We start from the raw sequence: 13,298 nt of genomic DNA, 5'->3' as shown, positions 1-13,298 counted from the left end.
AAATGGAATTATATAGTTTGACAATTCACGAACTTAGAGAACTTCTAAAAAAGAGAGAAGTCAGTGCTTTGGAAGTGACAAAATCCTATCTTGAAAGAATAAAAGAAGTAGAACCTAAAATAGATGCTCTTATCACAATTACAGAGGATTTTGCCTTGCAAAAGGCAAAAGAGGCAGATGAGAAAATCAAAAAAGGAGAAGACACGGCCCTTACAGGCATTCCTGTGATAATAAAGGACAACATTTCTACTGAGGGAATAAAAACCACTTGTTCTTCTAAGATGCTAGAAAACTATATTCCTCCCTATAATGCTACAGTAGTGGAAAAATTATTAGAAGAAGGAGCGGTGATTTTAGGAAAATCCAATTTAGACGAATTTGCAATGGGCTCTTCTACAGAAAATTCCGCTTTTAAAACTACAAAAAATCCGTGGGACTTATCCCGTGTTCCAGGAGGGTCTTCTGGTGGTTCTGCAGCAGCTATAGCAGCAGATGAAGCGGCTTTTGCCTTGGGTTCAGATACAGGTGGTTCTATAAGACAACCAGCTTCTCTATGTGGTGTAGTAGGGATGAAACCTACTTATGGATTGGTGTCAAGATATGGACTTGTAGCTTTTGCTTCCTCCCTTGACCAGATTGGGCCCTTTACAAAAGATGTTACGGACTGTGCTATTGTATTAAATACAATTATAGGGCATGACCCAAAAGACTCCACCTCTTTAAAAATAGACAAGTCTGATTACACTTCTTATCTCAACGAAGATATTAAAGGCTTGAGGATAGGAGTGGCTAAAGAATTTTTTGGGGAGGGAATAGAAGAAGGAGTAAAAGAAACTGTACAAGAATCTATAAAAGTTTTACAAGACTTAGGTGCAGAAATCATAGATATCTCTATTCCTTATGTAGAATATGCTCTTCCAGCTTATTATATAATCGCTTCGGCAGAGGCTAGTTCTAACCTTGCGAGGTATGATGGTATAAGATACGGCCATATTGCAGAAAAATATGAAGATTTAATTGATATGTACATGGTCACGAGAAGTGAAGGATTTGGAAAAGAAGTAAAGAGAAGGATAATGCTAGGGACTTACGCTTTAAGTTCGGGCTATTACGATGCCTATTACAAAAAAGCATTAAAGGTCAGGACTCTCATTAAGAATGACTTTGAAAAAGCTTTTGAAAAATGTGATGTAATAATAGGTCCAACAAGTCCTACTGTAGCTTTTAAAATTGGAGAAAGGACAAACGATCCGTTAGCCATGTACTTAGCAGATATATACACTGTATCGGTTAACATAGCGGGGCTTCCTGGAATATCCATACCTTGTGGTCTTTCAGATGGCTTACCTGTTGGACTTCAGATAATTGGCAGACACTTTGACGAAGGAAGAATATTAAACGTCGCTTACGCTTTTGAACAAGCCAATAAATTTAGTGCAAAACCACAGGCCATAGGAGGTGCAAGATAATGAAGTACGAAGCAGTGATTGGCTTAGAGGTCCATGCCGAACTTTTGACAGAGAGCAAAATTTTTTGTAGCTGTACTACCAAATTTGGCGGAGAACCTAATACCCATGTATGCCCTGTATGTCTTGGGCTTCCTGGGACTTTACCAGTTTTAAATAAAAAAGTTGTAGAATATGCTGTAAGAGCGGGACTTGCTCTAAACTGCACAATTGCAAACTTCAGCAAGATGGACAGAAAAAACTATTTTTACCCTGATTTGCCTAAAGCTTATCAGATTTCTCAATATGACCTTCCCTTGTGCAGCAACGGATATGTAGAAATTGAAGTAGATGGTAAGGTGAAGAAAATAGGGATAAAGAGAATACACATTGAAGAAGATGCGGGAAAGTTGCTACATGAAAATACAGATGGCTCTTTAGTGGATTACAACCGTGCAGGGGTTCCTCTCATTGAAATAGTTTCTGAACCAGATATATCTACACCTGAAGAAGCTTATCAATACTTAACAAAATTAAAGAGCATTTTAGAGTATACCGAAGTTTCTGACTGCAAAATGCAGGAAGGTTCTTTAAGGGTTGACACAAATGTGTCTGTGAGGCCTGTGGGAAGCACTGACTTAGGGACAAAGATAGAGCTTAAAAATTTAAACTCCTTTAGAGCCGTTCAAAAGGCGTTGGAGTATGAAATAAAAAGGCAAATAAAGGTCTTAGAAGAAGGCGGAACAATAGTACAAGAGACAAGAAGATGGAATGAGGCAAAAGGAATTACTGAGCCTATGAGGACAAAAGAGGAAGCTCATGATTATAGGTATTTCCCTGAACCGGATTTAGTTCCAATAATTGTAACAGATGAGTGGAAAGAAGAGATTAGAAAGTCTTTGCCTGAAATGCCACACCGCAAGAGAGAAAGATTTATTGCTGAGTACGGCTTGCCTGAATATGATGCCAAAATTATAACTTCTTCAAAGAAAATGGCGGACTTTTTTGAAAAGTGTGCTCTCGAGTATGATTCTCCAAAGACTGTAAGCAATTGGCTTATGGGAGAATTTTCTCGCCTCATGAATGAGACAGGGAAAGAAATAGACGAAGTACCCGTAACACCGCAAATGTTAGTAAAATTACTTAAATTAATTGATAATGGTGTGATAAGCGGATCTATTGCGAAAACTGTTTTTGAAGAAATGTTTGGTACAGGGAAAGAGCCAGAGGTAATAGTAGAAGAAAAAGGTTTGAAACAGATAGCTAATGAGGACGAATTGAGAGAAATTATCAAAAAAGTCATAGCTGAAAATCCTAAGTCAGTAGAGGATTACAAAAATGGCAAAGAAAAGGCAATGGGCTTTTTGGTAGGGCAAGTTATGAAGGCGACCAAAGGAAAAGCAAATCCGCAGCTTACTAATCAAATTTTGAAAGAAGAATTGTCTAAATAAATAGTCTACGCTAAGTGTAGGCTAAGATTAATAATAAGCTCCACTTTTTATACATTTAAAAGTGGGGCTTGATTTATATTACTCACTTTGTGAACAAATTTTTCAGCATTTTGCTGTTATTTTTTTGCTTTTATATAATATGCACAATTGATATTTGAATTTTCATCGCTGACTTTGTTTTTATCGATATAATCATCAATTAATCCATTGATTTTGTTCATCTGTGAAAGATTAGATAAAATACACTTTCCTTCTTTTTGGTAAATACAATCGGCTGTGCAATTTATATTAGTCACAAGTGCCACCTCCCTTTTTTATTTTTCCTAAAACTCAAAAAACTAATCCATTTAACCGATACAGTATATGTAATTACTAATAAAGTTAAAAAATTGTAATGAGTTTGTAATCATTTTGTAATATTAATGTATTATGATATATTTAAAGTCGAATTTTTCAAAAAAAGGGGGGTTTTTAGTGAAAAAAATAGTATTATTTGTTGCAATAGTTGTAGCAATTTTAGCCTCCTACAGTATGGCCTTCGCTTATAAAAATACTATCTTAGTAGATGGAAAACCTTTTTATTACAATATTCCAGATGTCACAATTAAAATAGATGGTCAAAATTTCGATACAGGAAAGACCCCACCTTTAATTTTAAAAGCCAGCACATTAATTCCTGTGAGGGTGATCTCAGAAAAAGGATTTGGAGCTAAAGTAGAGTGGGATGATAAAACCAAGACGGTTACTATAACAAAAGATAAAACAGTTAAATTAACTATTGGAAGTGATATTGCTTTAGTAGATGGAAAAGAAGTTAAATTGATAGCTCCTGCAAGAATAATAGAAATTAGTAAAAAGGGATATACATATATTCCTTTTAGATTTTTATTTGAGACTTTTGGTTATAAAGTAGAATGGGACCAAAAAAATTATCAAATAAATACTACCTCTCCTCCTAAAATTGTAAATATAACAAATTTTGATACAAGCTATAATAATGGCATATTTTCTATAAATATCACAGGAGATAATCCTATAAAATATAACCAAGGACTTATAGAAAATAGTGGGGATATTAGAATTTATATTGATATAGAAGATGCCATATGGGCTAAGGGAAGAACAGATATAGAAATTAACAAAAAAAGTCTTGTAAAGGCAGTAATTGCACAAAACCAAACACAGCCTACACCTAAGGTGCGAGCAGTTATATATTTAAAAGAGGTGGTGCCTTACGAAATTATCCAATCGCAGGATAAAACACGTTTAACTATTTCTTTTGATGTTGGGACAAGCTATGTAACAGGGATAAGTTTTACAAAAGAAGGTGATTATGATAAGTTATAATTAATGCTGATGCAGAGCATTTTAATACTCAAAGAGTAGGGGATAATAAAATAGTTGTAGACATATCAGATGCTGTTCTTAAAATGCCAGATGGCAATAAAGCTGGTCAAATACCAGTAGAAGGAAATGTTATAACGGCTATAAGGTATTCACAGTATAACAACGACACAGTGAGGGTGGTGGCAGATACTACTAGCAAAACGGATTATTCTGTAAAAATAGTCGATAAAAATATTATAATGTTGGTTATAAAGTCTAAGGCGGATACAGTGCCTCTTATTTACATAGATCCTGGTCATGGGGGAACTGACCCTGGAGCGATAGGTGTAGGTGGCTTAAGAGAATCTGACGTAGTTTTAGGGATTGCTCTTAAACTAAATAGCCTTCTCACAAAAGGTGGATTTAGAACGATGATGTCTAGAGATTCTGATGTATTTGTAGACCTTATTACTAGGTCACAAGAAGCGAACAATGCGGGAGCTGACATATTTATAAGTATACATACTAATGCTTTTGGAACTCCAACTCCTAAAGGCACAGAAATATGGTATTATCCAAATGGATACAAAGGAGATACGAGAGACAACAAGACCTTTGCTCAAATTATCTATAACAACTTAATGAAAGAGATAAATACGGTAGATAGGGGACTTAAAGAAGGTCCTAGTTTGTCAGTGCTAAACAAGACAAAAATGCCAGCAATACTTATTGAGACAGCTTTTATAACGAATCCTGATGATGCAGCCTTGCTTCAAGATGATGCCTTCCAATGGAAAGTGGCTCAAGGAATATATAACGGTATTGTAGAGTATTTTAAAAAATTAAAAGAGGGATCTATTTCTACCACTGTTTCTAATTCTGTATATAATACAAATAACAATCCGTAATTTATCTGGTTTTTTAAACCAGATTTTTTGTTTTTATGTTCTTGTAAAATATTAATAAAGGTTTTAAAATAATATTGTAGAATAAAAACAATGAGAGGATAAATTAACATTAAACTATTTTTATGAAATGAAAGGGTTGAAGAAATGAATAGAATTGATGGAAGGGAATTTAATGAGCTAAGACCTATAAAAATTACAAGAAATTTTAATAAATTTGCAGAAGGTTCTGTGCTAATTGAAATGGGGGAGACAAAAGTCATTTGTACAGCTTCTATTGAGGATAAAGTACCTCCATTTCAAAAAGGTACAGGTAAGGGGTGGATAACTAGTGAGTATGGTATGTTGCCAAGAGCAACTGAAACGAGAAATCCAAGAGAAGTAACTAAAGGAAGACCTAGTGGAAGGACTATGGAAATACAGCGGCTTATAGGCCGTTCTTTAAGGTCTGTAGTAGATTTGGAGGTGTTAGGAGAAAAAACTATTTGGATAGATTGCGATGTTATCCAAGCGGATGGAGGTACAAGAACAGCTTCTATTACAGGTTCATTTATAGCATTGGCAGATGCACTTAACAAATTGGTAGAAAAAGGCGATATTCCTAAGATTCCTTTAAAAGGTTTTGTTGCAGCTGTAAGTGTAGGCATTGTAGATGGAAATAAGCTTTTAGATTTATCCTTTCAGGAAGATTCGAATGCATTAGTAGATATGAATGTAGTTATGACAGACAAAGGAGAAATTGTAGAAATACAGGGAACAGGTGAAGGTGGACCATTTACAAAGCAAAATTTGTCAGACCTTTTAAGCCTTGCAGAATATGGGATTGAACAGATTATCAAAATTCAAAAAGAAGTTCTTTATGATATTGTCGATAAAATAGGAGTTGATTCAGTTGAAAATAATAATAGCAACCAACAATCCTCATAAAACTGAAGAAATAAAAAATTTTTTAAAGGCTATCCTGTTGAAATTTATTCCATGGCAGACTTGCATAAAAGAAGATATAAAAGAGACAGGAAATACGATTGAAGAAAATGCTCTTATCAAGGCTCGCTTTTTAAAAGAAAAAGTTGATGGAATTGTTATAGCCGATGATACAGGGTTGTTTGTGGAGTATTTAAATGGGCAACCTGGAGTATATTCTGCAAGATTTGCTGGTGAAAATGCTACATATGAAGATAACAACAAAAAATTATTAAAGCTATTAGAGGGCGTTCCTTACGAAAAAAGGAAAGCCTATTTTAAGACAGTGATAGCAGTGGTAGAAAGAGAAAAAGAAACTTTATTAGAAGGTAAATTAGAAGGGTATATTTTAGATCGTCCTCGAGGAAAAAATGGTTTTGGATACGATCCGATTTTTTACGTTGATGATTTAGAGAAAACTTTGGCAGAACTTACTATGGAAGAAAAGAATAAGATAAGTCACAGAGCTAATGCTCTTGTGAAATTGAAAAATTACATTTTACAACGTTTGGGGGAAAAATAAATGGTTTTAGCTGTAATTAGTGATACACATGGTATATTTACACTAGTTAGAAAAAAAATTGCGGGAGCTTAAGGGAATAGATTATCTTATTCATTTAGGAGATAATGCTTCAGACGCCGCTCAACTATCTCAAGAGTTTGGTATTCCGTTGGAGTATGTTAAAGGAAATTGTGATTTTCCTACAAAAGACGAATTGGAGAAAGTAATTGAAATAGAAGGCAAAAAAATCCTGTTGACTCATGGACACCGATATTACGTGAAGTATGAGTATCAAACGATTTTAGATAGAGGAAAAGAATTGGGAGTAAATGCGGTATTTTTTGGGCATACACATATTCCTATGATTTCAAAACATGAAGATATTTTACTTTTAAATCCCGGCAGTCCTTCTTTGCCACGAGAAGGTGCGAAAAGAACAATAGCATTAGTGACAATTGATAAAAGTGGGATATTCCCAAGATTGGTGAATTTAGAAGAAGCTTCAGTGATAAAAGAAGCTTAGAAAGGCGTAAAAGGAAAAGTTACTCTTTTTATGTCTTTTATACAATTTAATCTACGAAAATTTTTTACTGGAGGTGTTGACAAAGATAGGGGCATCTGATATAATCTAAAACTGTCAGACGAATTGAGAAACAAGCGAGGAAAATTAAATTAAGTTGATTATATGCGGGTGTAGCTCAATGGTAGAGCCCCAGCCTTCCAAGCTGGTTACGTGGGTTCGATTCCCATCACCCGCTCCATATGCGCCTGTAGCTCAGTTGGATAGAGCAACGGCCTTCTAAGCCGTGTGTCGGGAGTTCGAATCTCTCCAGGCGCACCATTTATTGTGTGGTGGATATAGTTCAGTTGGTTAGAGCGCCAGATTGTGGCTCTGGAGGTCGTGGGTTCGAGTCCCACTATCCACCCCATGTTGGGATGTAGCCAAGCGGTAAGGCACCAGACTTTGACTCTGGCATTCGTAGGTTCGAATCCTACCATCCCAGCCAATTATCAGATAATTATATGACCCATTAGCTCAGGAGGTAGAGCACCTGCCTTTTAAGCAGGGTGTCCCGCGTTCGAGTCGCGGATGGGTCACCAGTTTTAAAGGAAAAAATGAGGTTTTGAATTTGGGCGGGAGTGGCGGAATTGGCAGACGCGCTAGATTCAGGTTCTAGTGCCTAAAGTGGCATATGGGTTCAAGTCCCTTCTCCCGCACCATAAAGATGCGGACATAGCTCAGTTGGTAGAGCATCACCTTGCCAAGGTGAGGGTCGCGAGTTCGAGTCTCGTTGTCCGCTCCATTAATTTTTATAAGCGCCCTTAGCTCAGCTGGATAGAGTGACAGGCTTCGAACCTGGAGGTCGTAGGTTCAAATCCTACAGGGCGCACCAGTTGAAGCTAAGCTAACAAGTTAAAATAATATAATAAGGATATTTCAATAACAATTCAAAAAATAAATTAATAAACAATTCAAAAAATAAATTAATAAACAATTCAAAAAATAAATTAATAAATGTAACGTGCGCCATTAGCTCAGTTGGTAGAGCAGCTGACTCTTAATCAGCGGGTCCGGGGTTCGAGTCCCTGATGGCGCACCAGTTATTTTTGAGAGTTTAAAAGGTATCGACATTTTGTCGATACCTTTTTTGGTAAAAACTTTTTTCAAAATAATTATTGCAATCTTTTGCATTTTATGGTATAAATAATTTAGACAATTTAAGAAAAACTAAATATAACAAATGCTAGGGGAGCCCGAAAAGGGCTGAGAGGGGATTCGTTCCCGACCCTTTGAACCTGTCAGGGTAATGCCTGCGTAGGGAAGCATGATTTTTAAAACATTTGAAAAATGCTCACCTCACAGGTGGGCTTATTTTATTATTTGGAGGTGTGCTTATGAAATTAGCTCTCACTATTGCCGGTTCTGACTCTGGAGGAGGAGCAGGTATACAGGCAGATTTAAAGACTTTTTCAGCCCATGGAGTATACGGCATGAGTGTTATTACTTCAATAACAGCGCAAAACACCATCGGAGTTTTGGGAATTGAGGATATAAGCCTGATATGGTGTATTTGCAGATGAAGGCAATTTTTGAGGATTTATATCCAAATGCAGTGAAGATAGGTATGGTATCTAATGAAAGCATAATTAAAGTCATTGCAAAAGGGCTAAAAGATTACAATGTAAAAAATGTTGTGCTGGACCCTGTTATGATTTCAAAAAGTGGAAGCTATTTATTAAAGCCAGAAGCAGTGGAGGCTTTGAAAAAGGAATTGATTCCTTTAAGCCTTGTAGTTACTCCAAATCTTATGGAAGCGGGAGAATTAGTTGGAAAAGAAATTAAAAATGTATCGGATATGAAGGAAGCGGCCAAAAAAATTCTAGATTTTGGTGCAAAAACAGTGGTAGTAAAAGGTGGACATCTTACAGGAGATGCTTTAGATGTATTTTACGATGGAAAAGAGTTTTATGAAATTACCTCAGAAAGAATCGATACTAAAAACACTCATGGTACAGGCTGTACATTTTCCTCAGCTATAGCTGCCAATATCGCTTTAGGCTATGATTTAGTTGAGTCAATAAAAAGAGCGAAGACATACATTACAGGGGCCATAAAACATTCGTTAGCTATAGGGCAGGGAGTAGGTCCTACTAATCATTTTTGGAATATAGAAATAAGGATGGTGTGAGATATGGACTTAACCCTTTATGCTATAACAGATAGGTCTTACATAAAGGATATGGATATAGCTGAAGCAGTGGAACTAGCGATAAAAGGCGGTGCAACAGTAATTCAACTGAGAGAAAAAGATATATCAAGTAGGGAATTTTATGAAATTGCACTCAAAGTTAAAGAAGTGACAAAAAGAAATAGAATCCCCCTCATTATAAACGACAGAGTGGATATAGCCTTGGCAGTAGATGCAGATGGAGTTCACGTTGGACAGGAAGATTTGCCAGCAGATGTTGTAAGAAAAATAATAGGTCGTGATAAAATAGTGGGGGTATCAGCAAGCACAGTGGAAGAAGCTTTAAAGGCGCAAAAGGATGGAGCGGATTATTTAGGAGTAGGCGCGGTGTTTAAGACTCCAACAAAGCCGGAAGCAGAAGCTATTGGAATAGAAGGGTTAAAAAAGATAAAAGAGGCTGTTAGTATTCCAGTCGTTGCAATAGGTGGTATAACGAAGGATAATGCTTATGAAGTCATGTTAAAATCAGGAGTAGATGGGATATCCTCAGTTTCAGCTGTATTTTATGGGGATATAGAAAACAATACTAGAAAACTTTTGGAGGTTATAGCAAAAGCGATAAATGATAGGAGGATTTGAAATGAAAAAAGAATTGTTGAAAATTTTAAGGGAGAGAAAACCTTTAGTTCACCATATCACTAATGTAGTTACTGTCAACGATTGTGCTAATATAACATTGGCTATTGGGGCACTGCCAGTCATGGCCCATGCCTTGGAAGAAGTAGAAGAAATGGTAAGTGCAGCAGATGCTTTAGTTTTAAATATAGGCACTCTTACAAATGAACAAGTAGAAGCGATGATAAAGCAGGAAAGGCCGCAAATAGATTTAAAGTACCAGTTATATTAGACCCTGTTGGAGCGGGAGCTACGAAGCTTAGGACAGAAAGTTCAAGAAAGATATTAGAAGAGGTAAAAATTTCTGTGATAAAGGGAAACAGTGCTGAGATTTCAATACTTGCAGGCAAAGGTGGGAAGATACGTGGTGTAGAGTCTCAAAGCGGAGCAGATGATATTTCTGAAGCTGCAAAAGATTTAGCAAACGCGTACAACGTTGTAGTAGCAGTGTCAGGTGGTACTGACATAATTACTGATGGGAAAAGAATTGCGTATGTGAAAAATGGACATCCTACGATGGGCACTGTTACTGGCACAGGTTGTATGCTTACCTCTGTAGTAGCGAGTTTTTGCGGAGTATGTGAAGATTATTTTGAAGCTACAGTAGAAGCTTTTATAGCTTTTGGAGTAGCAGGTGAAAGAGCCGCTCAAAGCAGCAATGTCAAAGGGCCCGGCAGTTTTAAAGTGACATTTTTTGATGAGATATATAATCTCATGCCGGAGATAATAGAAAAAGATAAGAAGGTGGAGTATGAATAAAATACATCGTATGGTTTTTATGGCACTTATTATTGCTATAGGTACTTTTAACTCTCAATATGTATGGTTTAGTGTAGGTGTTGCCAAAGTTACACCTGTTCAACATGCTATTAACGTTATTTCAGCAGTTTTTTTGGGACCTTGGGGAGCATTAGAAGTTGCTTTTATTATAGGACTATTGAGGAACATCCTTGGTGTTGGATCGCTTTTGGCATTTCCAGGAGGAATGGTTGGTGCATTCATTGCTGGATATCTTTATAGATTTACACGTAAGTTTTATTTTGCCTCTATAGGAGAAGTTATAGGGACAGGCATTATAGGGGCATTGCTTTCTTATCCTATTGCTAGGTATATACTGGGAAATTCAGGCGCGGCTTTTATGTTTGTCATTCCATTTTCGCTTTCCAGTACAATAGGCTCGATTATAGGATATGTAGTAGTATTGATTTTAGCAAAATACAAAAAATTGAATTATTCCAATTGAATATATACTGCCCCACTGACTAAATAGAGTGTTAGTAAATTTAGCTTATGGAATTGATTATACAAAATTTCGAAAATATAAATATTATACTGTAACACAAACTTGTTTAAAAGAAAGGAGAAGATTTATGATTGATGAAGTTGTAAAAGTCTTGAACGACGTAAAAAGAAAAATGCCACTTATACATGTCATCACAAATTATGTTGTGATGAATGATAATGCAAACGCACTTTTGAGTTTTGGAGCATCACCTGCAATGGTAATGTCGCCAGAAGAGGCATATGATTTTACTGCGATTTCAAATGCTCTGTATGTAAATATAGGCTCAATAAATAATGAAATAAAGCAGGCTATAATAAATTCGGTTTCCTCTGCATCAGTACATAAAATACCTGTTATCCTTGACCCGGTAGGATGTGCAGCGATAAAGAGTAGAATTGATTTTGTAAAAATGCTATTAAAACTTGGAAGTATCAGCATTATTAAGGGGAACGGTGGAGAAATAAAAGCACTTTCAGGCGAAAATGCAAATGTTAAGGGTGTAGATTCACTTGATGATAATGGTGTTATGGAGGCATGTATAAAACTTGCGCAAAAAACAAATACAGTAGTAGTTTCAACTGGCAAAGAAGATTATATAAGTGATGGCAAAAAAGTAGTAATAGTAAAAAATGGTACACCATTGTTTACCAAAATAACTGGTGCAGGTTGTACTCTTGGAGCTATAATGTCAGCAACATCTGCAGTAAGCGAGGATAAAATTATAGCTGCCCTTACAGCACTTTTAGCTGTTAATATAGCAGGTGAACTAGCAGAGAAGGAAAGTAAACTGCCTGGTACTTTTAGAGCTAAGTTTATAAATAATCTTTACATCATCAACCCAGATATAATAAAAAAACATGCTAAGTTTGAAGTTTTGAAGGTGTAGATTATAAAGAAAATAAAGATTTTTTTAAAGTCGTTGAAGAAATACAAATTGTTCAACAGCCTAATATTTTTAATTTAAATCTACATGCTCTCCCGTATCTAAATAAATTACCCATTCACATACATTAGTAGCATGATCAGCAATTCTCTCAAGATAACGAGCTACAAACAAAAGCTGACTCGCCTGGTCGATGTTTCTTGGGTCTTCCATCATATAAGTTAATGGTTCCATAAATACTTGTTTGTAAAGGGCATCTACTATATCATCTTTTTCGCCAATCGTCCTTGCAAGGTCTAAATCCTGGCGAACGTAAGAATCCAATGACATTTTTACCATTTCTCTTACGATTTCAGCCATTCTAGGAATATCTATCAATGGCTTTATATATTTTTGATGAGCAATCCTCAAAGTAGTTTTTGCTATATCTACTGCATAGTCTGCCATTCTTTCTAAGTCTGTAACAATTTTGAGCCCTGTCAAAACTATTCTCAAATCCCTTGCGATTGGCTGCTGGGTTACAATAATCTTTGCACATTTATTGTCAATTTCTACTTCCATTTTGTCTATTCTGTCGTCATCATCTATGACCTTTTGAGCCAATTCTGTATCATGGTTTACTAAAGAAGTAATGGCATTCGCTATCATTTCTTCTACAAGGCTACCCATTTTTAATATGTCATAATGAAGTCCCTCTAATTCTTTTTCAAAATGAGTGCGATTCACCCTTTCACCTCCTTTAATCGAATTTTCCAGTGATGTAGTTTTCCATCCTCTAGTCTTGCTACAACCAGATGGCCTTATAAGAACTAAAATGCCATTTTCTTACGTAGATAAAATAATGATTAATTATAAAAGCATAAAATATTAAAAAATGAAACAAAGGCATATTCATACAAATGAAACGCCTTTGTTTCATTGCAAGAATGGGTACCATTAGTGATAGTACAAAAGGAATGGTAAAAACCATAGTACACCTGGAGCTTTAAATTTTCTTGTCAAGTTTGGTTCCGTATATCTCAATACTATTACATCGATAAAGAAGGGCAATTAAAGTTTTCTTTTGTATTCAGCAGTAAGTACAGCCATTCAAAATGGCTATAATGGTATAGTTATTGAGGTTCTTACACTTTAAGCTTAACCCAATAAATACAGGTTTAAAATTATTCTTTG

General features: G+C 35.8%; 9 protein-coding genes, 9 tRNA genes, 4 pseudogenes and 1 riboswitch. Of the genes and pseudogenes, 20 read left to right on the top strand and 2 right to left on the bottom strand.

What is annotated here, in order from left to right; all coding sequences use genetic code 11:
• Window positions 1-2: 2 nt before the first annotated feature.
• Window positions 3-1,469 (top strand): Asp-tRNA(Asn)/Glu-tRNA(Gln) amidotransferase subunit GatA, encoded by a 1,467-nt coding sequence (gene gatA / locus JCM7501_RS08065; RefSeq protein ID WP_028991747.1) that lies wholly within the window; start codon window positions 3-5, stop codon window positions 1,467-1,469.
• Window positions 1,469-2,896 carry an Asp-tRNA(Asn)/Glu-tRNA(Gln) amidotransferase subunit GatB gene (gene gatB, locus JCM7501_RS08060; RefSeq protein ID WP_012994712.1) on the top strand — a complete coding sequence of 476 codons (1,428 nt, stop codon included), beginning with the start codon at window positions 1,469-1,471 and terminating at the stop codon, window positions 2,894-2,896. Before gatA ends, gatB begins: the two co-directional genes overlap by 1 nt.
• Before the next feature lie 116 nt (window positions 2,897-3,012).
• On the opposite strand, the gene JCM7501_RS08055 is transcribed toward gatB, so the two are convergent.
• Entirely contained in the window at window positions 3,013-3,192 is a 180-nt protein-coding gene (locus JCM7501_RS08055) for a hypothetical protein (RefSeq protein WP_013149965.1), read from the bottom strand.
• Window positions 3,193-3,370: 178 nt separating this feature from the next.
• Between JCM7501_RS08055 and JCM7501_RS08050 the strand changes: the two are divergent.
• The 18 genes and pseudogenes from JCM7501_RS08050 (at window position 3,371) to thiM (JCM7501_RS07965) (ending at window position 12,128) form a co-directional block, all read left to right on the top strand.
• A pseudogene (locus JCM7501_RS08050) lies at window positions 3,371-5,130 on the top strand (N-acetylmuramoyl-L-alanine amidase).
• A 144-nt stretch (window positions 5,131-5,274) separates the two neighbouring features.
• Complete coding sequence (gene rph / locus JCM7501_RS08045) at window positions 5,275-6,054, top strand: ribonuclease PH (protein ID WP_013149967.1); 780 nt, start codon at window positions 5,275-5,277, stop codon at window positions 6,052-6,054.
• The gene (rdgB, locus tag JCM7501_RS08040) at window positions 6,020-6,613 is read left to right on the top strand and encodes an RdgB/HAM1 family non-canonical purine NTP pyrophosphatase (protein WP_054644842.1); all 594 of its coding nucleotides are present in this window, start codon (window positions 6,020-6,022) and stop codon (window positions 6,611-6,613) included. The genes rph and rdgB overlap by 35 nt, the downstream gene beginning before the upstream one ends.
• Window positions 6,614-7,115, top strand: a pseudogene (locus JCM7501_RS08035) (metallophosphoesterase).
• A 164-nt stretch (window positions 7,116-7,279) separates the two neighbouring features.
• Window positions 7,280-7,353, top strand: a tRNA-Gly gene (locus JCM7501_RS08030).
• Window positions 7,354-7,356: 3 nt separating this feature from the next.
• Window positions 7,357-7,433, top strand: a tRNA-Arg gene (locus JCM7501_RS08025).
• 11 nt (window positions 7,434-7,444) lie between these two features.
• A tRNA-His gene (locus tag JCM7501_RS08020) sits at window positions 7,445-7,521 on the top strand.
• Between the two features lie 3 nt (window positions 7,522-7,524).
• A tRNA-Gln gene (locus tag JCM7501_RS08015) sits at window positions 7,525-7,599 on the top strand.
• A gap of 18 nt (window positions 7,600-7,617) precedes the next feature.
• Window positions 7,618-7,693, top strand: a tRNA-Lys gene (locus tag JCM7501_RS08010).
• A 33-nt stretch (window positions 7,694-7,726) separates the two neighbouring features.
• A tRNA-Leu gene (locus JCM7501_RS08005) sits at window positions 7,727-7,813 on the top strand.
• A 7-nt stretch (window positions 7,814-7,820) separates the two neighbouring features.
• Window positions 7,821-7,896 (top strand) — tRNA-Gly (locus JCM7501_RS08000).
• Window positions 7,897-7,909: 13 nt separating this feature from the next.
• Window positions 7,910-7,986 (top strand) — tRNA-Arg (locus JCM7501_RS07995).
• Window positions 7,987-8,117: 131 nt separating this feature from the next.
• Window positions 8,118-8,193: transfer RNA gene (locus JCM7501_RS07990), tRNA-Lys, on the top strand.
• Between the two features lie 136 nt (window positions 8,194-8,329).
• Window positions 8,330-8,432: riboswitch (TPP riboswitch) on the top strand.
• Between the two features lie 56 nt (window positions 8,433-8,488).
• A pseudogene (gene thiD / locus JCM7501_RS07985) lies at window positions 8,489-9,282 on the top strand (bifunctional hydroxymethylpyrimidine kinase/phosphomethylpyrimidine kinase).
• 3 nt (window positions 9,283-9,285) lie between these two features.
• Window positions 9,286-9,921: a thiamine phosphate synthase gene (thiE, locus tag JCM7501_RS07980; protein WP_028991752.1), complete on the top strand. Its 636-nt coding sequence runs from the start codon at window positions 9,286-9,288 to the stop codon at window positions 9,919-9,921.
• Between the two features lies 1 nt (window position 9,922).
• Window positions 9,923-10,716: pseudogene (thiM, locus tag JCM7501_RS07975) on the top strand (hydroxyethylthiazole kinase).
• A complete protein-coding gene (thiW, locus tag JCM7501_RS07970) occupies window positions 10,709-11,200 on the top strand; it encodes an energy coupling factor transporter S component ThiW (RefSeq protein ID WP_028991753.1) in 492 nt (163 codons plus the stop codon). Before thiM (JCM7501_RS07975) ends, thiW begins: the two are co-directional and overlap by 8 nt.
• A 127-nt stretch (window positions 11,201-11,327) precedes the next feature.
• Window positions 11,328-12,128 (top strand): hydroxyethylthiazole kinase, encoded by an 801-nt coding sequence (thiM, locus tag JCM7501_RS07965; RefSeq protein WP_028991754.1) that lies wholly within the window; start codon window positions 11,328-11,330, stop codon window positions 12,126-12,128.
• A 69-nt stretch (window positions 12,129-12,197) separates the two neighbouring features.
• On the opposite strand, the gene phoU is transcribed toward thiM (JCM7501_RS07965), so the two are convergent.
• Window positions 12,198-12,851: a phosphate signaling complex protein PhoU gene (gene phoU, locus JCM7501_RS07960; protein ID WP_028991755.1), complete on the bottom strand. Its 654-nt coding sequence runs from the start codon at window positions 12,849-12,851 to the stop codon at window positions 12,198-12,200.
• Window positions 12,852-13,298: the final 447 nt, after the last annotated feature.

Source organism: Thermoanaerobacter thermocopriae JCM 7501 (assembly GCF_001310975.1).
Lineage (GTDB): Bacteria > Bacillota > Thermoanaerobacteria > Thermoanaerobacterales > Thermoanaerobacteraceae > Thermoanaerobacter > Thermoanaerobacter thermocopriae.
This window is presented reverse-complemented; position numbering and strand designations above follow the sequence as displayed.